We start from the raw sequence: 21056 nt of genomic DNA on the forward strand, positions 1-21056 counted from the left end.
GGGTTTAGCTCGTGCGCTTTGCGCTCTGAGGTCTTCAGCGGCAACGCGCTTGCATCCTTTTTCCAGCCATTCGCTTGATCAACAGGGGGCAGTCAAAACTTGGCACAGGTCGGTGTCACAGCTTTGCAAGGGGGGCGGATATGATTTGGTGCGGATAATGTCCAAGTTGCGAGGCTGCGTCTCTTGGGATGGACTTGGTTTGTCTTTACCTGAGGGGGAAAGGCTACCTCTTCATAGCACCAAGCTCAGCAAGATCGGTAACGTCAAGATCGCCAAAAGGGTGGAAACAACCACCAAACCCGCGACGGCCTCAGCGTCGGCGTCATATTTTTCTGCAATCAAATAACTGGTTACAGCCGCCGGGGCAGCAAGTTGCAAGACCAGAATTCCAAACGCAACATCCGGCAATTCAAACCAGATACCCAGACCCCAGGCAATGGAAACACACAGGCACAGCTTTGCAACGGCGATCCACAACGAGCGGCCAAGGTTGTTTGGTGTCAGACGCGCGACAGCGACGCCGAGCGTGATGAGCATCAAAGGGATGGCCATTTGCCCCATAAGGGACAAGGTGTTTGTGACAAATACAGGCGTTTGCCATCCCTGCCATAAAAACAGGGCACCCAAAAGCGTTGCAGCCACCATGGGTTCCTTGAACATCGCCATCGGCGAATTCGCCCGTGACACGATCCAGACGCCGACCGTAAAAGCGTAAATCGCTGAGATTGCGAAGACAACGACCGCATACCCCAGACCTTCGTCACCGTAGGCGAACAATGCCAGCGGGAGTCCGATGTTACCGGTATTTCCCATCACGACAGGGGCAAGGTAGGTTCGCAGATCCAGGTGGGTCAACCGCACCAACGCCCAGGCGGCCAACGAAGCAAGTGCGTAGCCGGAAATCGCTGCAAGGCTGATGCGCGAGAGCGATTGCGTCGGAATTTCCGTTTCCATGAGGGCCACGAAAATGAGCGCGGGTACGGCGAGGGTCATGGACAAGCGCGTCACGAACTGGACACGGTATTCAAATCCCACCTTGACCCAGACAAATCCAATGGCGGCGAGGAAAAACACGGGCGCTGTAATCTCGATAACTTTCAGGAAAAGCTCCAAACGGTGGCCCCATCGCGTAAAATTGGTCAGACGTGCATACCTAGATGGATCGCTGATCTGATCCAATAGCTATTATGGAAATTCCCGGTGGTTGCCTTGGACACGTCAGCCAAAGCCTGCCGGGAGAGCGCGGTGGAGTATGAACGACGGTCATCGGGAAGAGAGGGGTGGTCAGTACCCGGCTTATTGTGACGGTGGCCTTTGCGGGGCAGTTGTCCTCGGTGTGTGGTGACTGCCAAAATGTAGATGGGCAAATGGATGATGTAACGGTCGGTGAGCTCAATGTGGTTGCGGGTTTATCACTACGCAAACTTATCGAGGCAAAAAGCGCTGGCCACGCATGCATTGGAGATGCGCTGCCAGCCTTGAGACACCCTGTTCGACCGATCCCAGGAGTGCGTTAAACTCGTTTTCTTTCGAATACGGTATCAGGATCCACAACTGTGCAGGGCGAAACAAATGTTGAGGCCAGCGTTTTTTGCACAAAAAATTCGACAATACTTAAGCACCTTTAGGTATGGCAGGAACCGTTCGCACGTCCGAGGACCGAGACCATCTGTGCGCGGTCTTTCATGCCAAAGCGTTTGATTTGCGCTGACAAACAACTTTTGACTTGAGCATTGCACGGGACTGCGGTCGGAAGACATGTGGTCGCAAGATTATCGGTGTCCGACCAAATTTGTGAGGCGCTCAATCTGGCGGTGTACGCCTTCATAGGGGTCCGTCGGGCATTCTTGGCGCAGGGATCAACGCCGTGCGCATGCGCGTTCTCAAGAAGCTGGGTTTGCACTGCACCGCGTGAGGCTTGGCTAGCCGATCATTTTGATTGTACGGCTTGCCTTGTGAGTTCGCCTCAAAATGAAGCGGCATGGTCCATGTCGATAGTGCTGCTTGGAGCGGGAACGCAATTGTTGTTGCCAACCTTTTTACATCCACCGAATTGAAATCGCGGTGTTGCTCAAATTGTCTGTGTTGAAAGTCCCGCTATGCGCTCGCACTCATCAAACCACAGGCCAAAACAGGCATTGGCCTTGCAGGATACGATCAAGGATCATGGTATAGAAAGGACTTACAAATAAGACGGATATGCCTCGACCCCCGTTGGCATATTGCAGCACCTCAAGAACATTTTGTGCAAAGAACCTTCGGACCGATCAGCGCGGCCTAACGATCATCTCAGGTAAAAGATGAGTGTCCCAATGATCCTGGCGCTGAGCGATTTGCAGGTGGCCAGGCGTCAGCCGATGCCATTTTCCGGGCCCCAATGGGCTCGTCGCTTCTGACAAGCGTTCTGGCACGCCGAGCGGGCCCGGCAAGATCACCCCGGACGACGGCTGCGTCATAAAAGTAACATATTTTGACAACCGCCGCTGGCGTGCCGGTGCCTAAAAACGCGACACCCGGGATGCAGAGGGCAAAGGCGGGCATGGTTTGCATGAAATCCATGATTGGTTAAGTGGAGGTAAAGTTCAGAGGGTGTGCAAAAAGCATGCTTATTGGGATGTCGATCAGGATCGATTGGCAATCGGCAGTGCCATGCAGACCTTGGCCGTGGTTTTTTCCAAACCGCACAACAGGCTCTTGTAAAAGAAGAAAGCAACAGTCCGGGCGTCCGCCGTCGGCCACGCTAATAGGGGTATCGCGATGGCGACAGCAATTCGCGAGATACTGAAAAAATTTAGACGCATATTTGGTTAACCGGATCGCCTATTTGATGACATCAAATAGCCGCCCGCCATTGGTGATGGCGCAGCCGGGAAAGCCACGACAGATGCACTGGTAGCCAACCAGCAGTCGGATTGGTCTGGACGCCGGTCACAAACCTAAAGCGACGCGGCCCACCATATTGAAGCATGCCAGTCGTACGATCTCACAATCAATACGACGTTGACCAAGATTTTCTGCACAGCATAGCGAGAGTGCGTAGTGTAGTCTGACAACAAGTCAGAACACCGAGCTGGCATCGTCTAAGTGGCAACCGCGGCCTGCGTGGTTACGGCAGTAATCAGTTTGCCGTCCTTGCGAAAGCATGCCGGACGTCATGATGTGCCAGAATATCGGCGTCAGCCCGAATGCCTTGGAAAGCTGCCTCCCGCGAGCCTGTGGTCCTTTGATAAACCTCAACCTTATCCGGATCCGTATTTCATGGCGGCGGCAAGTGGCCATTGTCCGAGCCTTGAAACGCCTTCAATGGAAGCGACGCGCGGGCAACGGCGGTCCGATCGCCAATAAAACCACGCGACACTTTGACAAAAGCCTCCGCCTCAATGAATTGGAACGGCAAGGCATGACCACAAAATTTGGATAACTGCGCAGGACGATTTCGATATTTTTCTTGCATGAGCCGCCAAGGCATCCGCGCATTCGGGATACACTGCGTCGCGCGGATTTTTTGGAGGCTTTTACATGTCAAATCCATCCCTTGGAGACCTCTGGACAGACTGAGGGCGATATGGGGCAACGCCTATCTTGCAGCAGAGTTTCCGCGTGGGTGTCGTCTCAGCTTTCATTTCCTTTTCGCCTACGTATCAGGCCGTTTTGAAACGGAAGAAGCTAGCACTTGTTTTAACTGAAAATAGCTAAAAGCATTTATTCACAGATAAATAGACGATCTACCTACAGTAATAGATTATCCTTTTTAGCGTTGGTTACCTGCATCATCCCTCGAAGCAGAGGAACGCCGACGCAGTGCAGCTGGCACTGTTTCTCAATGACCGTTCAGGGCTGCATATATGCCAAAGGCACCGACGACAATCAGGCTGAACGCCCACAGGAGATCAAGGTTGAACCATGTTTTTGAAAGGAACCGCAAGCCAAGCCAGAAATAGATGACTGTGGCAACAAGACCACCCGCGACGGTCATGGCGAGGGTATGCACAAAGGCGACGGCAAAAGCCGTGAGGATATTGCCTTGCATCAAATCTGCCGCCGCTTTGTGCCCGGTATCAGCATCAATGCCGCACAGGCCCAGAAACAGGGGAACCAGCATCAAACCCGCGCCATGGGCGTTCGCGGCGAGAAAGGACCAGAGCGCCAAACGGGCCGGGTGGATGCGCGCGAGGATTTTGGGGTGTCTTCGGTTGATGACCAGATAGAGGCCCATCAGGATAACCAGAATTCCCGCGCCAACACGAATTTGCACTTCCCATTCGATCAACACAAACATGACCGAGAACGGCAGCAGGATCGCCAACATCGCCAGAAAGTGACCAAATGCGAGCAGGGACAAGGCCTTGGGCAAGGCCTTGTGGTCGCGTTCCATCAGCGCGGCAGATACGGCAAGCGGCCAGCCCATGCCCGGATTGATGCCATGATAGAGGCCAGAAAAAATGACGGCCCACCAAAGGGCCGCCACGGATGTCAATTCGGAGACCATTCAGACCGACGGATAACAGAAACTGTCAGTGGAACAGTCGCCCCCTTCGAGCCGGATCTGGTGTGCTCTCAGTCCTTTCGGGAAATCGATGTAGAAATCCTTGTCGAGCTCAAGCCCACCATTCTCGCCAACATTCGCCATGACCATCTGGCCCCCTTCGTCATCGGGATAGAACTGGTCGTCCCATGTGGAATACAGCGAGTTCGTCCAGTAGACACGCTTGCCATCGCGGCTGATCTCCACCATCTGCGGGCCATAGGCAAAGGGTTGGCCGTTGGGGTGGTTGGTGCCGCGTGCGATGCCGCCCAGTTCGACCTTGCCCGCCAGAACCGGGTTCATCGGATCGGACACGTCGTATTGGTGCATCTCGCCCAGACCCCAGCACGCGACATAGAGGTATTTGTCGTCAAGGCTCAGGTCGATATCCGTCACCAGCGGCGGCACGGCTCCGAATCCCTGCAACAAAGGCGGCAAGTTTTCAGGGTCCTCCGGGCGTGGATCAATGGTAATGGTTTTCTTGGACTGCCACACCCCGTCATCATCACGCCACCAGGTGAAAATCGACCCTTGCAGGTTTGTCGTATCCACCACAACGCCACAGAACCCATAGGATTTTGTCGGGTCATGTGCCGGGCGGATTTCAAGGGCCATTTGGTGGTTTTCGCCAAGATCCATCGTCTGGATATTCTTGCGCGCGCGCAGGTCCCAGAAATGGATCGAATGCCCGTATTTGTTGGACAAGAGATCTTCGGCGACAATGCCGTTTTCAAACTGCGGCGGCAGGCCCCACTCGGAACTGACCATGTAATCCTGCGGCAGGTTCCACCAGAAGTCATAGTGTTTGTCCTGTTTGCCACGGTCCATCTCGTAGCGGCCTATGACCTCGAAGGTTTCACAATCCATAATGAAAATTCCGGGCGGGCCGTCGGTGCCATCTTCGCCCCCCCCGCCAAGCGTAGAGACATATATGCCTTCAGGCCCGCAATGGATCGTGTGCGGCCGGGAATAGCCAGTTTTCTCGAAAATCTCTTCGGGCTCGATGGTTTTATGGATTTTCGCCTTGAGGGGTTCTTTCACGTCAATGATGTAAATCCGCGACGACCGAATGCCCGGCACGATCAGATAACGGCGTTCCAGAAAGGCATGACCGGTCAGCGGGGACAGGGACGAGGAACAAGCGTTCCAGCCGAAATGGTGAAATTCATCGCCCTTGTTGGGCACGATCACCTGATGCACGATCTGGCCATAGCTGTCGGACTTCGGGTTCACATCCACGACGGCGATGCCATCGGACTGTGTGCCATCCGGGCTAAGCATGACGGTAAATGCATAATTCTCAACCGGCGCTTGCATGGCGAGTTTGGGCGACGCGTGAAACGTCGGGTCTGGTCTTAGGTTCATATTTTCCTCCCGTTAGGTTTGTAGCCCGACTGGCGAGCCGATTGTTTCGGCCCGTGAGGGCCGGGTACTGAAAGGTGCCTCCTACACCTCCGCGACGTTACAAAGCTGGATGGCGCCACTCACTTTCTGAGCGAGGCTGATCAGTTTGCCGCCGATTTCGTATCTGTATTCCTTTGCAAAACGTCGGATTGGTCCTACCGCACCGACACTAAAGGTTGCCCCGATGTTTCCCACGGTGACAGGGGCGGCGACGCTGGCAATGCCAAGGTCGATTTCCTGGTCACAATCCGCAAACCCAAGCTCGACGATTTTGCTGAATTCAGCGCGCAGATCGTCGGGCGTGATCTTGGTGTGTTCAGTGTACTGTTTCATGCTGTTGGACAGGATACAGTCCTGAAAGGCAGGTTCGGCAAAGGCCGCGATCGCCTTGGAACACGAACAGGCATGCATGGGTCGCACCCCAAGGCCCGGGTGAATGAACGCGCGCGCAGGATCATCTGGAGTCTCGACCTGTATGATCTCTACTTTTCTGTCGCGGAATCGGGCGAGAAAGACAGTTTCGTTGAATTGTACTGCCGCTGTCTTGAGCAGGGGCGCTGCACATCTGCGCACGTCCAGGTCAGCTTTCCCTAAAAGCGCGATGCGGATCAATCGTTCGCCGATAATGTATTTGCCGTCTTCGCCGGGTTGATCCAGCAGTTTTTGCTCCTGCAAAGACTGGATCAGGCGGTAACATGTGGGTTTCGGCAGGCCGGTTGCCTTTTGTATTTCAGACACAAAGACAGGTCTGCCCGCAACAGCCACAATTTCCAACACCGCAGTCAGGCGATCAAGATGCATAAAACGATTCTCAATTCATGAGAGAGGTTTTCGAAAGGTGAGACTGTCGGCGATACAATGCAAGGTTTTTAATGCCCGTGTGCCGGCCTTTTGGTTCGAAACAGCCGGGTGACCTTGGCAAAGGACATGCAATTTCCTTTATCTTGAGGCTTTTTTCGGTCCAACTTCACGTGCGGCGTTCGTGAAATTTCGCTTCTGGGGCTGGATCGCGCTGATCCTACGGCAACAACAAACGATGCATCGGCTCGAGGCGCGCAGGGGGTTTCCGCCAGTACAAATGGTGTTTCGCGTATCGGGTTTTATTAGCGGCACGGCTCACGAAGCGAACTGTTTCGTCGGTTCCCTGCGTCCGCACTCTGCTCCACTCCATGGAAGCTTTATCTGGCGGACTTGGATCTTAGAGTGTGAGGTTACACCAATCGAGGGGCTGGCAACTGCGCGTCGCATTCTTCGGTGCCTATTGAACGGAATGCTTTCAACGGCACGCTGCATAGGCTGAGCGTGACATTAGCGTTGCCGGTCATTTGCATGTCGCATCCAGGGCGGGTTTTTCACAAAGTGATGAGAGGATGCACGCGTGGGCCGTTTCATTGTCACAACTCGCGCGTTCCGGATCAGGCGACATTTGCAAACAGCCGATCTATGCCAGTTTGCAAAGGCGTTCCAATCGGACAATTCACGTAGTTCGCCTGATCCCGAGGGTAACACCCACACTATCCCAAATGGGCGAAAGAGTTTGTGATCTCGACTTTAAATCAGAGCGCGAGATCTTGAATCAAAGCTTCTTTGGAATAAGCGGATTTGGCGTTGCGCCGCTTCACACGACCACGCTCCAGAATGATAAAAATATCGCCAAGCGCATAGGCAAAGTCAGCGTTTTGTTCGACCAGCACGATGGCCATGTCTCCAACCGTTCGCAGTTTGCGCAACGCATCGCCAATCTGTTCGATGACATTGGGCTGAATTCCCTCCGTCGGCTCATCCAGAAGCAAAACCTTGGGTTTCATGATCAGCGCTCTTGCGATTGCAAGCTGTTGTTGCTGCCCGCCGGACAGATCCCCCCCCCGGCGCGCCTGCATGTCGCGCAGCACGGGAAACAGGTCAAACACCGCTTCAGGAACGAAATGTTCCGTCTTTGGCAAACATGCAAAGCCGGTTTGCAAATTTTCCAGCACGCTCATCATCGGAAAGACTTCCCGGCCCTGGGGCACGTAAGCAATTCCGGCGCGCGCTGCGAAAACCGCAGGGATCTTCCGCCAGGATTGATCGCCAACGGAAATCTCACCTTTGGAGGCAGCCTGCCGTCCGGCGATGGCCTTCAGAAGGCTGGTCTTACCGACCCCGTTGTTACCCATCAGTGCGGTGATTTCGCCCCGTGCGGCCTTTAGCGAGACATCGTAAAGGATCTGGCTTTGACCATAGTGCAGATCGAGGTTTTCCACTTCAAGCATGACCACGTCCCAAATAGACATCGATCACAGTCTGATTTGATGTGACATGATCCAGACTGCCCTCGGCCAGAACGGACCCCTCATGCAGCACGGTCACCTTGCAATCGAGGCGGCGCACGAATTCCATATCGTGCTCCACGACAACAACGGCCCGTGTCTTGGCCGCCTTTTTCAGGATATCCGTGGTTTTCTCGCGTTCCTCTACGGTCATGCCGGCGGCAGGTTCATCCACCAGCAGCAGGCGAGGGTCCTGTGCCAGTAACATACCGATCTCCAACCATTGTTTCTGGCCGTGGCTGAGTTCTCCGGCAATGCGGGTCAGGCTGTCCAACAGTCCGATTTCGCTGGCAATCTCTTCGATCCGGGCCGCGTTTCTTGAGGTCTTTTTATGCATCAGAACGGCGAATGGGCCGCGCGGGGTCTTTAGCGCCATGGCGAGGTTCTGGCGCACGGTTTGCGCCTCGAATACGGTGGGTTTCTGAAATTTGCGGCCGATCCCTTCCATCGCGATCTCGCTTTCAGACATACCCAAAAGCGAGATGTTGCGCTCACCCCAGATCACGTGGCCTTCATCCGGTTTTGTCTTGCCCGTGACGATGTCCATAAAGGTGGTTTTGCCAGCGCCATTAGGCCCGATGATGGCACGCAATTCAGCCTCGGCAAATTGGATCGACAGGCTGTTTATGGCGCGAAAACCATCGAATGTGACGGTGACACCATCGACTTCCAGAAGCGTGCTCATGAGGGTTTCCTGACCAGATAATCGAAGAGCCCGCCAATGCCTTTGGGGAAAAACAATGTGACGGCGACAAAGGAAACGCCCAACAGCACGAGCCACCAGTCGGTCCACTGGATCGTGTAGAAACCAAGGTTGATGTCTGGTGCGCCGCCCCCGGTGAACCAGCTTGACAGCAGCGAGACAAGAGCGGCACCGATCACCGCGCCGTAAAGCCTGCCGCGGCCGCCAATGGCGACCCAGACTGCAAGATAAATGGAGGTGATGGGTGCGATTTCACCGGGATTGATAATCCCCGCCTGCGGGTAATAGAGCGCGCCGGCGATGCCGGAAACCACCGCCGTGATGGTAAAGATGAAGAGTTTGTAGCTTTCGACGTGGTATCCGAGGAAACGCACGCGAGCCTCATTGTCGCGGATGCCTTTGACCACGCTGCCCATCTTTCCCGAAAGGACCCAGGCGAAGAACACATAGCCTGCGGCCAATGCCAAGGCCGAAACAATGAAGAAAACGATGGAGATTGTGGCTTGCGGCGTGGCCTCGAAACCGGGGATGTTTTGCAGGCCTGACAGGCCGTTGTTGCCGCGCAAACCACTGTCGTTCTGGAACAGATAAAGTGCCAGCGCCAATGTCATCGCCTGGGTCAGGATTGACAGATAGACGCCGGTCACGCGGGAGCGGAATGCCAGCCAGCCAAAGACCAGCGCCAGCAACCCGGGGATGAGCACGACCATGGCCAATTGCAAGAACAGGCTGTCCGCGAAGGCCCAGATCAGCGGGAATTCAGAGCTGCCAACCACGCCAAAGATCTGGTTGCCAATGGCGTCTGAAATTTCCTGCGGCGTAGCAGGGAGCGTCTGGCCTGAGAGGCTTTCCAGCACGATGCCTTCGGTGCGCGCATACATCAGCCACATGCCCACGGCATATCCACCGATCCCGAAGAAGGCGAAATGACCCAGTGACAGGATCCCGCAATAACCCCAGACCACATCCATTGCGATGGCAATGAGACACAGACAAAGCGTTTTCCCAAGCGTTTTGACGAAGGACGTGGAGATCATGCCCACGCCGGTCACCTCTGACATCAGCGTAACGATGACCGTAAAGAGACCGAGGGCGGCGAGGAACCAGAGTACGGATGGGTTTTGAGCGATGAAGGTGTTTTTCATGGGGTCAATCCGCCGCCGCACGGCCCTTGGGTGCGACGATGCCCTTGGGTCGGAATTGAATAAACAGGATAATGAAAAGGATCATATAGGTTTGTGCCGCCAATGTGTTGGAGGGGTTAAGCCATTCAATGCCTTTTTGCAGGAAGCCGATCATTGAGGCGCCCGCAAGTGTCCCCCAGACATTGCCAACGCCGCCGACAACCACAGTCATAAAGCTTTGAACGATGTATTCGGACCCCATTTCGGAAGTCACTTTGGCGTAAAGCCCAATGGCCACACCTGCAATTCCCGCGATGCCGGAGCCCAATCCGAAGGTCAGCATATTGATGCGATCCGGGTTGATCCCCACGGAGGCCGCCATGCCGGGGTTTTGCGTCACCGCGCGGACTTCAAGCCCCAACCGGGTGCGTTTGAGAACGAACAGGATGAGCGTGAGGAAAATCAAGGCCAGTACAAAGATGGCGATGCGGATGTAGCTGACCTGAATGACATCCGAGATCACCCAGGCCCCGTCCAACCAGCCCGGCGAAGTGAGGGGGCGCGCCTGTGTGCCAAAAATATTTTTAGCCAGCTGTTGCAAAGCGACGGAAATGCCGAATGTCGCGAGCAGGGTTTCTAACGGCCGGTGGTAGAGGTGACGGATCACAAGGCGTTCCATCGCAACGCCCGCGCCAAAGGTCACCGCAAAGGCCAGCGGCAAGGCCACAAGGATCGAGACGGTGTAATCGGGGATGAACAATTGCACCACATAGCCCGTATAAGCCCCCATCATGATGAATTCGCCATGGGCCATATTGATGACCCCCATGACGCCAAATGTGATGGCCAACCCGATGGCAGCTAGGAAGTAGATAGACGCCAGAGACAGACCGTCAATCGCCAGATCAATGGTCTGTTCAACGCCGACCCTCTGCTCGACGGACGCCAGCGCGGCAGCGGCGGCATCGGTAATGGCGGCGTCTGTTTCATCATAGATTTCGTAGAAAACATAAGCACCTAAAGTAGCGTCGCGGGTCTGCTCGGTAATCAAGGGAGGTTCAAGCTCCGCCCTGGCAAGCTGTGCGTAAGCACGTTCGCGTGCAGCGTCGGTGTTCAGTTGTGCGACGGGAACATCTCCTACACGCCCCGCCTCGATGTGTCGCTCCAACGCGGCACGAATGACATCTGGTGGCGTGCGGGGTGGGGCAAATCCTGCGTCAACCAATTGTGCATAAAATGCATCCGGAGCCGTCAAGGGATCGAGAATCTGTGCGACATTGCCCTGCGGTGGCGTCGCAGCCACGCCCGCTTCCACAGTCAGGATCTGATTAAGAACACTGCGCGCTTCTACGCTTGTATCTTCGGCCAGACTGGCAATCGCGGTAATACGATCCTCGGGTGTGTCTCCAAACCGCGCCGTCATGAAGTTTGCCAATTGTGTCTTGCGGGCTTTCAGGGCGGGGTCAGGTTCGCCATCGATGGAAGCAATCAACGGGCCCAGTTGTGACGCGTCGGGACGGCGCGCGATGGAGGCCACGGCCGTTTCACGCCGTGTCAGGTCAGGATCTTCCAGTTGAAACTGAACAAGCGCGGTGCCGATCACGCGGCGTACACCACCATTGGGCTTGAGATTGGTGAAATCGGATTTAGGCGCTTTGCTCTCAGCGCCGGTATCAATGTCTTTCAGCGCGAGGTTGTCGCCATCAGCCGTGGCAATGAAAAACTGACCGTCGTCGCGTTTCCATACATTTCTGGCGGCCCATTCTTCAAGAAATTCAGTGACTTGGGGCAGACCTGAAGCGCTCAGATCTTCCAACAGCACATTCACTGTTCTGCGCGACGGTTTAGAGACCTCGTCAGCATGGATTTGCAGGAGTTGTTGCAGATCTTGCGCGTTGGCGGAAAAGGCGCTGCCACAACACAGGGCGATGGCAAGAAGGACGCGGCGCATAATTCTGGCTTTCGGTGGAAGAATGGTCGTGATGTGCGGGGCCGGGACAAGAATGCCCGGCCCCGCAGAAAAGGGTCAGTAGTTCGAGGTCAACTGAACGCAGGTTTTGGTCTCGATGTTATACATGCCGCAGCCCAGTTCCTTCCAGTCAGAGGTCAGAACCTTGGAGGCTGGCAGGAAATCGGTCCATGCATCACCGGGCACCTCTTTGGTCTGGGAAATGATGTCGAATTGACCGTCAGCGGTGATTTCACCTATCAGAACCGGCTTGGCGAGGTGATGGTTTGGCAGCATGACAGCTGTTCCGCCGGTCAGGTTCGGAAATTCCTGACCATACATGGCGGTGCGAACTGCATCCACATCGGTGGTGCCTGCCGCTGTGGCCGCATTTACCCACATGTTGAAGCCGATGTAATGCGCTTCCATTGGGTCGTTGGTCACGCGCTCTTCACCGGCGAAGTCCTTCCATGCTGAGATGAATTCAGCGTTGGCATCAGTTTCAGCCGACTGGAAGTAATTCCAAGCGGCCAGGTGACCAACCAGATTGGACGTGTCCAGTCCGGAAAGCTCTTCTTCACCCACCGAGAACGCCACAACGGGGATATCATCTGCCGAGACGCCCGCCGCTGCCAATTCCTTGTAGAAACCGATGTTGGCGTCGCCGTTGATTGTGGAAATCACACCAACCTGCTTGCCATCTTCACCCAAGGCCACAACGTCAGCGACGATTGTTGCCCAGTCAGAATGTCCAAAAGGCGTGTAATTTACGAAGATGTCGTCCGCCGCGATGTCGTTGTCCTTGAGATATTGTTCAAGAATATTGTTCGTGGTGCGCGGGTACACGTAATCCGTACCCAGAAGTGCGAATTTCTCGACGCCAAGTTCCTCAAGGAAATAATCCACCGCCGGAATCGCCTGTTGGTTCGGGGCGGCACCGGTGTAGAAAACATTTCTGGAGCTTTCTTCGCCTTCATACTGGACAGGGTAGAACAGCAGGCCATTCAATTCCTCGATCACAGGCAGAACGGATTTGCGACTTACGCTTGTCCAATTGCCAAAGATCACATCGACCTCATGCACGGTCAGGAGTTCGCGCGCCTTTTCGGCAAACAACGGCCAATCAGAGGCCGGATCGACCACAACCGCTTCGACCTGACAACCCAGAACGCCGCCGGCTGCGTTTTGCTTTTCGATCAGCATCAGCATGGTATCTTTGAGTGTGGTTTCGGAAATCGCCATTGTTCCGGAAAGCGAGTGCAGAACACCAACCTTGATAGGATCGGCACATTCCGCCCATGCCAGTGTCGACGTGCCCATCAGAGCAGCGGCAGTAATTGCAGTTAATTTCAGCTTGCGAGCCATAAATCTATCGTCCCTGTTATCGCTGCGGGTGGGTCGGAAACCGCGAGCAGCGCTTCCTCGAATGGTCCAACGAATATCGTCAGGACCCGCAACAGTTGTGTGTAGTCGCATGACGGAGAGTATCTGAAGGATAATCCGCCCCGCGGGATCTGCGCTCCAAAGAGCATGGACAGTTCGACGCAAGCGGACACAATTTGCCAGTCCGCGCCTGTTAAACAGGCGTGAATCGTGGGGTTTCAAAAAGAGCATCGATTAAAATATAGACTTATGCGCAAAATTTGAGCTTTGAGGGAATCTTGACTGCTTCTTGGGCATGCGGGCCTGTGATGTTTTTTATGTGCGCAGATGGGCTTGCAGCGCAAAATTGTTTAGGGTTCCCGAGGTTTTAGGTGTTGCTTTGGCGGCATTGGAACCTCACGCGGGCATCAGGTGCATCCATCAATTTAACCCGCATTCTGGCTGAGCTTGGCCAGAAGCGACCTGCGCCTTTGGGGGTTGTTGGGTAACACCAATGCGCGTTCGGCAGCAAACTTCCCTGTGTATGGTCCGTTAAACAAAACCCGCGACCCTTCGTATTCAGCAAGTTGCAGATTATTCGCAAAGCTATGTCCGAGGCCAGCAATGCGGTATCCAGGGGCGGTTGCGACAGGCTCGAGATACCCTTCAATCGACAGCTGGCCCAAGGCTCCTGCCGCGCCGACAAAGCGGTTGCTCACGAGGTCGGTGGCCTGGATCCGGCTGCGCGCAGCTTCATAGTTCCCTATGATGGTGGCAAATGAGCCACCCGCCAAGCTGGCGACACCGCGTCCACGGATATCAGTCTCACCCAAGCGAACAGCGCCAAATGATCGCCTCACGTCGCCCGAGATCAAATCGCGCTGCGACCTGGTCGGGGCCACCCGGCTTGCAATCACGCTTGTGCCACGCCACAGCCCAGAGACTGCGACACGCAGACCGACAGTGATATCGCTCAGCGCGGTCTCGAGCGCTACATCAATCCCGTTTACCACAATTCTTGATGCATCGGCTGAAACGGAACTGACCCGCCCGACAAGCGGATATGTGACGTGAACGCGTCTGGCCACAAGGTTGTCTGGTGATCCGGCGGCCTCAACGGTCAGGCTGTCTCCGATCATCAGATCCTTGCGATCAATCTGGCCAAAACCATCGCTGAATTTTGTAAGAGTATCGGTTTCCAAGCGGTTACCGCTTACGATCAGGTTTTCGGAATGCGTCAAAACGCCCACGATACCGGTGCCGCCGATTCCGCCTTCGACGTCCCGTTTGGCGGATTGTGCCCAAGCGGCACCAGGCAGAAATGCTGTTGATAATCCCGCCATGACTGCGCGGCGCGACAGGGTATCAATCGTCATCCGGTGGAATCCCTCTTATTTCAGCATCTTCGTCTTCTTTATAAAAGAAAACGCCAAATCTGAAGCGATGTGCATCAGGTCCGGTCTTTAAATCCTCAGATTGGCGTGCCGCCGCGAAGGCGTTGATCCTGCGCAGCGCTTCGTGACCATGGATGCGCGCTTCTTCTTCAATGTCAGACACGGATTGGGCGCTGAGGCTGTTGTAATACACGGCGCGTTCCATGTGCGGTGAGGGCTCGGACAGCAGATTGTCCACGGCAGACTGCATATGGTCGCCCAGATTATGCCCGAAAAAATGTAACTTCTGATCCGTATCGCCCGCTCCAATCAAACCATCCAGCACCAAAGTTACCTGATCATCGGCGACGGAAATGATTTGCTGCCGGAGCAGTTCATCAAGCACAGTGCGGGGGCGAATGTCGCGGCTGACGGAGCGCACAAGTGCCTCAAAGCTTCCCACATCCTCGCCAAATCTGGGAATGACGGCCGGGTCGTCACCGTTCTGGTAGGCAGGCTCAGAAAGCCAGCGTCCGATGACAGAGGAGAGAATAGATATTTTCTGGCTGACCGCGTTGTCCTCGGATCGATCGCGGTTGCGAAACTCCTTTACGTCGCGGCGATGAACGCCGGTCATGACATTAACCCGGCTGTCCGTCGCTTCCGCACCCAACTGTTGCGCGGCGACATCCACATAGGTTTGTTTCACGATGCTGTAGAGTGCTGGTGCCGTCACGCCCTGAGCGATCAGGGCGCGTACCAAAGGCTTTAGAATGCGCCTCAATGAGCGGTCAAATAAGCCGGACTTGGAGAATGGATCGGGGCTTGCCATGGGAGTAACATGATGCCCGGTGTGAAGTTTTTCCACAAAATAGTTGCCATCCACAAAGTTTGAGCCAATTCACGGCGTACTAAGTGTGCAAAATGCACACAAAACTATTCAAGGAGGGTCCATCCCATGAAATTTCGCAGTATTCTAAAAGCTTCCGTGGTTGCAGCCACACTCGCTGTTTCCGGTTGCGCGTCGCTGGCACCACAAGATCCCGATATCGTAGAAGTCGCCCAATCTGCAGGATCTTTTAACACGCTTGTGGCAGCCGTGAGCGCTGCGGATCTGGTGGATACACTCAAGAGCGATGGCCCCTTTACGGTTTTTGCGCCAACAGACGAAGCCTTTGCGGCGCTTCCGGCCGGTACGGTTGAAACGTTGTTGAAGCCTGAAAACAAGGACCAGTTGACGAGCATCCTGACGTATCACGTCCTACCGGGAAAGGTCATGGCGGCGGATCTTGCGGGCAAGCGGCTGAGCGTGGCGACGGTGAACGGTAAAAAGGTTCATGTCGATGGGCGCAACGGTGTGAAAGTCGAGAAGGCAAACGTGATCAGCGCAGATGTCGAAGCCTCCAATGGTGTGATCCACGTCATCGACAGCGTGCTATTGCCGTAACCACGGTCGACAATACCAGCTATGATGGTGTCGTGAGTTGGGCTGACCTCGGGGCGGGGAATTTTCTTTCTCTGATTGGTTTCGACCCGCCCCAAAGGTCAACAGGAACGCTCACATACAAAACTGGAAAGCATCACCTTGGTTCTTCTGCGTTCAGACGCAAAAGGCTTTTTGGTGCTTCCTTTTCCAGGACGCGACGTGTGATGCGTGCGCTAACAATACCCCCCGCGCATATTTTACCATTCAGTAAGTCTGTTTTCTGTTATGCTGGGCGTTATTGATGATTTTAACACAGGCGAAACCGTTCTTTGCCAAAACGGTTGCGAGAGTGTGGTTGGAAATTGAATATAGCGCGGCGATTGGGCCGCTTTGAACTGGGGGAATTTTTGTGAAACGTCGTGAGTTTTTGATAGGTGCAGGGTGTGGTGCGGTTTTAATTGGGGGGCACGCGGCACAGGCGGCGGTTCCCGCGCAACTGCCTGATTACAATATGCCGGAAGAATTTTTGCCTCGTGAAGTGCGGATCAAGAATGATTTCGCGCCCTTCGAGATCCATGTGGATCCGGGACAATATGCACTTTATTGGACTTTGCCAAAAAAGAAGGCCATTCGCTATTCCGTAGGCATTGGTCGTACAGCTTTGTATGAAGCTGGCGAATTCTTTGTCGGCGCCAAGAAGGAATGGCCAAGCTGGACCCCGACGCCGGAGATGATCGAACGTGATCCGGAGAGCTATGCCCAATATAAAGACGGTCTGCCGGGCGGTCTCAACAATCCATTGGGATCTCGCGGACTGTACCTGTTTCAGCCCGGACGCGGCGACACGTTCCTGCGCGTTCATGGCACAAACGAGCCTAAAACAATCGGCCGTCGCGTGTCCAATGGCTGTGCCCGGCTCATAAATGACCAAATGATTGAACTTTATGACCGCGTACCGATGAATTCTCGTGTGGTTTTGCATCCGATTTTGCAAGCCTGACCCCGGCGCGGGAAAGGTCTAGAATTGCTGCGCTTATTGCGCGCCATGGTTTTTCATGTTTATCACCAACGCAGCGTGCCTGCTGTAAGGTGATAAACAGAAAGACTGCCCGTGAAGGCGACGAATACTGACAGCCCGCGCGGGTTTGCATTTGCCATATCGGCTTATGTTTTCTGGGGATTTCTGCCCATCTACATGAAAGCAATGTCGCATCTTGCGCCAATCGAAGTATTGGCACATCGTATTCTATGGTCCGTTCCGATTGCGGCGATTGTACTGTTGATTTTGGGACGCACCGCTGACCTGCGCGCGGCGTTGCAATCGCGCAAAACCCTCGGAATGGCCTTTGTCACGGCGGCGCTCATTTCGGTGAATTGGACCATTTATATTTGGGCGATTGTTTCGGGCAACGCGCTTGATGCGGCGCTGGGTTATTATATCAACCCGATCTTCAGCGTCTTCCTGGGGGCTGTCCTTTTGGGAGAAAAACTGAACAGGATGAAGTGGGCCGCGATCGCACTGGCGACGGCAGCCGTTATCATTCTGACCATCGAAACTGGTGAATTGCCCGTCGTTGCCGTGGCCTTGACGGTCAGCTGGGGGTTTTATGCGTATTTCAAAAAATCTTTGCCGGTTGGTCCCAATCAAGGATTTCTGCTCGAAGTCTTACTGCTTGCGCCACCGGCAATTGGGTTCATCCTCTATCAAAGCATCAAGGGTGAGGGGCATTTCCTGATGGGTACCCCCGCGGATACCTGGCTTTTGCTGGGCTGTGGCGTCGTGACGGCGGTCCCGCTTATGCTTTACGCAAACGGGGCCAAGCTGTTGCGTCTTTCTACAATCGGGATGCTGCAATATATTGCGCCCACCATGATTTTTCTCGTGGCTGTTTTTGTCTTCGGAGAGAGTTTTGGCCCGGCACGCATGATTGCGTTCCCATTGATCTGGTTGGCGCTCTGTCTTTATTCGATCTCGCTGGTGCGTGAAGCGCGCCGCAATAAAGCCGCGGCAAGAGCATAACAGATATTTCTCTGCGCCGTGAGGCCTGCCTATCGCAGGCGGCGTAACAGCTCCAAGGAGGGCGTACCCGTTGCGCTCAGACCCTGACTGGCCTGATATGCACGGATGGCGTCGCGGGTGTTTGGCCCGATGACGCCGTCGCTGCCTTGTGTGTCAAAACCATTGGCGCTGAGCGCTTCCTGCAATGCCTTTCGATCTGCCTTTGTCATTCCGTTTTCGTCGGGGGGAAATGTGGAAATCAAGGGGCCAGCACCACCAATCCGATCGGCAAGATGTCCGACGCCAATGGCATAAGCATCTGAATTATTGTATCTTTTTATCACTCGGAAATTGCTTGTTACTGAAAACCGGGGCCCGCCAGGTTGTGGTTGAATAATATTGCCGGCAGGCGCGTTGTTGCCCACTTCGCCACCCCATCGCAAACCCCGTGTCCAACCATTGCGAGCGAGATAGGCCGCTGTGGAAGCAAGAGAATCGCTGGGGTCATCCGACCAGATGTCGCGCCGTCCGTCGCCTGTAAAATCGACGGCAAAGGCTTCATAAGACGTTGGAATAAACTGGGTGTGACCCATCGCGCCTGCCCAACTGCCGACCAGGCGGTTTGCGGGCACATCGCCGCTTTGCAGGATTTTTAAGGCGGCTATCAACTGTTTCTCAAAGAAGACGCCGCGTCGGCCATCATAAGCGAGTGTCGATGTGGCCGAAACGACAGGTACATCGCCCCGGCGTTCGCCATAAAAGCTCTCCAGACCCCATATGGCCGCAATGATTTTCGCATCCACGCCGTAAGTAGCGTCCAAAGCATCCAGCGTCGCGCCATACTTAGAATAGGCCGCTCGCCCCTTGCTGACCCGTTCGTCTGAAACCGCGATCGCGAGGTAGTCTTCGAGGCTGCGCTTGAATTCAGTTTGATTACGGTCGCGTTTGATGACACCCGGCAAGTAACCAGTGCCATTGAAACCTGCGTTCAATGTGGCTTCGGAAATGCCTTGCGCTCCAGCGCGCGCGCGAAATGCCGAAACCCACGCATCATAGCCAGCATTCGCGACAGGCCGCAGATCGTCCGGCAGACCAGTCGTTCTGGTTGGACGGTTCGAAGTGGATGACAACCCATTACTGCAGGCTGCCAAGCTCGAAGCCAGGAGGGAAATTCCAAACCATCGTCTCGTGAATGTCATGTCAAAGCCGCCTCAATTGTTTTTTGCAACCAATAGCGTAGTAAGACGCGAGATTACAGGTTTTGTTGTTGCAAAGGGCGTTATGAGGCGGCTGTTTCCTGCTGAGGGGGCACATTGGTTTGCAACGGCGAACAAGGTCGGGAAGCTGGCTTCAGTCTTTTCACCTTGGAAAAGGCACCCGCTTTTGCAACCTGCGCGGCGCTTGATCTGTGCCAGGCGTGTCCAAACACTCTGTTTTGCAGTCCAAAAGTCTGTGCATTGCCACATTTCCCATCCATGTTTTGAGCCAGATTTCTGGTGACGAATTTCATGGCGCGGAAATCATACGAAAGAGCGGATGCATACACTATTGAACATCGCTGACCTGCACATCCGAAAATCCGCCCACAACACGACCAAGCCAATCACGTGCATCAGGCATCACCTGTTCCAGTTGCGGCAAGTCATTGACGCATATAAATTTTACTTCCGAATTTTGGGCACGTGACAGGAGCGCTCTGGTTTCTGTGACAGAGCATCCCTTGCCGTGACCGCTTTTGATATGCAGGTGATCCCTCACTTCATGCAGAATGGCCTCGTGATCCACAATGCATGCGTGGTTATGCAATCCCTGAGGCAAAAACTGGTCAAGGTTCCTGAACCGATGTTTGATATTGCGTTCAAAAGCTCTTTTGTGCTGCTCAAACAGGCGTGCCATTTTGGAACGTTTGAGCGGATGAACCACATGGGCCGCTCGAAACAAGCGAGATGCATCAAAACCCATGATATTGGCCGCGTTAATCTGCATGAAGTGGTTGAATTTCGCGGGATCTTCTTGATTTTCAGGGTTGTCGGCCAGGGCGCTGTAATCCACCCACTTCCCGCGTAATACCGGGAATGTGTCCCTGAAAACGTCCGATGACTCCAGTGGAGATGTCAAAAACACATCGTCGTTGAAATACATGAAGCACTCGCTCAACCCCTCAATCCGCCAGATCAGGCTCTCTATCGCCAAAGAATTGAATGTCGGCAGCGCGTCCTCAAAGCCTGCAAAAATGTCGTTGTGAAACGCAAAATGTACTTTTGCCGTCAGCGCAGCAGGCAGGCTGGCCAGATCCGGGACGGCTTCGTCTACCACGATCCAGATTTTTCGCGTCCATGGTGCATAATTATGAATGGATTGAAGGCAATAGAGGATCTCATCATTGCAAATCCAACGATGCGGATTGACAGCGTTTTGATGCAACGGGAGTTCAACATTTGCCATATGATCGTGGCGCTTGTTGCGATGTTCTTGGGAATTTCCATTTACCCAGGTAATTACCGCGTCGATGGGCTCCAGATTTTTCTTCAATGTATTCATTCTTCTCGCAGTCTCATCTGTCGACGCTGTAACATAGGCTGGAGCCATTGAGTTGGTAGGGCTGTTCGCAATTCATGTGCCGTGATGCGCATTCCGGTGCAGGGAGAGTTTGAGGTGCAGTTATGACACGTCACCTGACCGCTTCTGACGGGTGTTAAGAGAGCATAGGGCAAAACACCAATTTTGTGAAAATCGCCTGCTTTTTGCGGCCGCCAAAACCGCTTCTTAGCAAGTGAGCAATCCACGTGAATGGACCGCGCTTCGCAATGCGCCGAATGAAGCCCGCCTGATACCGGATCATGGGTCCCACAGAGCGGCTTGCCTTATCCAGATGCCAATACT

At 54.4% G+C, this 21056-nt stretch carries 16 protein-coding genes; 3 read left to right on the forward strand and 13 right to left on the reverse strand.

Going from position 1 to position 21056, the window contains the following annotated elements:
* Positions 1-231 precede the first annotated feature (231 nt).
* From R8G34_20145 to R8G34_20195, 11 genes are all read right to left on the reverse strand, one after another.
* Positions 232-1113: an AEC family transporter gene (locus tag R8G34_20145; protein ID MDW3225169.1), complete on the reverse strand. Its 882-nt coding sequence runs from the start codon at positions 1111-1113 to the stop codon at positions 232-234.
* 2707 nt (positions 1114-3820) lie between these two features.
* Positions 3821-4489, reverse strand: a complete 669-nt coding sequence (locus R8G34_20150; protein ID MDW3225170.1) for a hypothetical protein — start codon at positions 4487-4489, stop codon at positions 3821-3823.
* Positions 4490-5890: a selenium-binding protein SBP56-related protein gene (locus tag R8G34_20155; protein MDW3225171.1), complete on the reverse strand. Its 1401-nt coding sequence runs from the start codon at positions 5888-5890 to the stop codon at positions 4490-4492.
* 81 nt (positions 5891-5971) lie between these two features.
* Complete coding sequence (locus R8G34_20160) at positions 5972-6730, reverse strand: IclR family transcriptional regulator (protein MDW3225172.1); 759 nt, start codon at positions 6728-6730, stop codon at positions 5972-5974.
* 755 nt (positions 6731-7485) lie between these two features.
* The gene (gene urtE, locus R8G34_20165; GenBank protein ID MDW3225173.1) at positions 7486-8181 is read right to left on the reverse strand and encodes an urea ABC transporter ATP-binding subunit UrtE; all 696 of its coding nucleotides are present in this window, start codon (positions 8179-8181) and stop codon (positions 7486-7488) included.
* Positions 8174-8923, reverse strand: coding sequence for an urea ABC transporter ATP-binding protein UrtD (gene urtD, locus R8G34_20170; GenBank protein ID MDW3225174.1), 750 nt, complete (start codon positions 8921-8923; stop codon positions 8174-8176). The genes urtE and urtD overlap by 8 nt, the downstream gene beginning before the upstream one ends.
* Positions 8920-10086, reverse strand: a complete 1167-nt coding sequence (gene urtC, locus R8G34_20175; protein ID MDW3225175.1) for an urea ABC transporter permease subunit UrtC — start codon at positions 10084-10086, stop codon at positions 8920-8922. Before urtC ends, urtD begins: the two co-directional genes overlap by 4 nt.
* A gap of 4 nt (positions 10087-10090) precedes the next feature.
* Positions 10091-12016 carry an urea ABC transporter permease subunit UrtB gene (urtB, locus tag R8G34_20180; protein MDW3225176.1) on the reverse strand — a complete coding sequence of 642 codons (1926 nt, stop codon included), beginning with the start codon at positions 12014-12016 and terminating at the stop codon, positions 10091-10093.
* A gap of 75 nt (positions 12017-12091) precedes the next feature.
* Positions 12092-13378: an urea ABC transporter substrate-binding protein gene (urtA, locus tag R8G34_20185; protein ID MDW3225177.1), complete on the reverse strand. Its 1287-nt coding sequence runs from the start codon at positions 13376-13378 to the stop codon at positions 12092-12094.
* A gap of 443 nt (positions 13379-13821) precedes the next feature.
* The gene (locus tag R8G34_20190; protein MDW3225178.1) at positions 13822-14751 is read right to left on the reverse strand and encodes a DUF5666 domain-containing protein; all 930 of its coding nucleotides are present in this window, start codon (positions 14749-14751) and stop codon (positions 13822-13824) included.
* On the reverse strand, positions 14741-15580 hold the full coding sequence (locus tag R8G34_20195) for a DUF6502 family protein (GenBank protein ID MDW3225179.1): 840 nt from the start codon (positions 15578-15580) through the stop codon (positions 14741-14743). Before R8G34_20195 ends, R8G34_20190 begins: the two co-directional genes overlap by 11 nt.
* Positions 15581-15706: 126 nt before the next feature.
* Here R8G34_20195 and R8G34_20200 point away from each other — a divergent pair, with 126 nt between their 5' ends.
* The 3 genes from R8G34_20200 to rarD all read left to right on the forward strand — a co-directional run bounded on the left by R8G34_20200 (position 15707) and on the right by rarD (position 18194).
* Positions 15707-16195, forward strand: a complete 489-nt coding sequence (locus R8G34_20200; protein MDW3225180.1) for a fasciclin domain-containing protein — start codon at positions 15707-15709, stop codon at positions 16193-16195.
* Positions 16196-16583: 388 nt separating this feature from the next.
* Positions 16584-17174 (forward strand): L,D-transpeptidase, encoded by a 591-nt coding sequence (locus tag R8G34_20205; protein ID MDW3225181.1) that lies wholly within the window; start codon positions 16584-16586, stop codon positions 17172-17174.
* A gap of 111 nt (positions 17175-17285) precedes the next feature.
* Positions 17286-18194 carry an EamA family transporter RarD gene (gene rarD, locus R8G34_20210; protein ID MDW3225182.1) on the forward strand — a complete coding sequence of 303 codons (909 nt, stop codon included), beginning with the start codon at positions 17286-17288 and terminating at the stop codon, positions 18192-18194.
* A gap of 29 nt (positions 18195-18223) precedes the next feature.
* Here the strand turns inward: rarD and R8G34_20215 are convergent, their stop codons facing one another.
* Together R8G34_20215 and R8G34_20220 are read right to left on the reverse strand one after the other, a co-directional pair.
* Positions 18224-19372 carry a lytic murein transglycosylase gene (locus tag R8G34_20215; GenBank protein ID MDW3225183.1) on the reverse strand — a complete coding sequence of 383 codons (1149 nt, stop codon included), beginning with the start codon at positions 19370-19372 and terminating at the stop codon, positions 18224-18226.
* A 346-nt stretch (positions 19373-19718) separates the two neighbouring features.
* Positions 19719-20714: a Stealth CR1 domain-containing protein gene (locus R8G34_20220; GenBank protein ID MDW3225184.1), complete on the reverse strand. Its 996-nt coding sequence runs from the start codon at positions 20712-20714 to the stop codon at positions 19719-19721.
* Positions 20715-21056 lie beyond the last annotated feature (342 nt).

The sequence above is a fragment of the Paracoccaceae bacterium genome, from assembly GCA_033344815.1.
GTDB lineage: Bacteria > Pseudomonadota > Alphaproteobacteria > Rhodobacterales > Rhodobacteraceae > Roseobacter.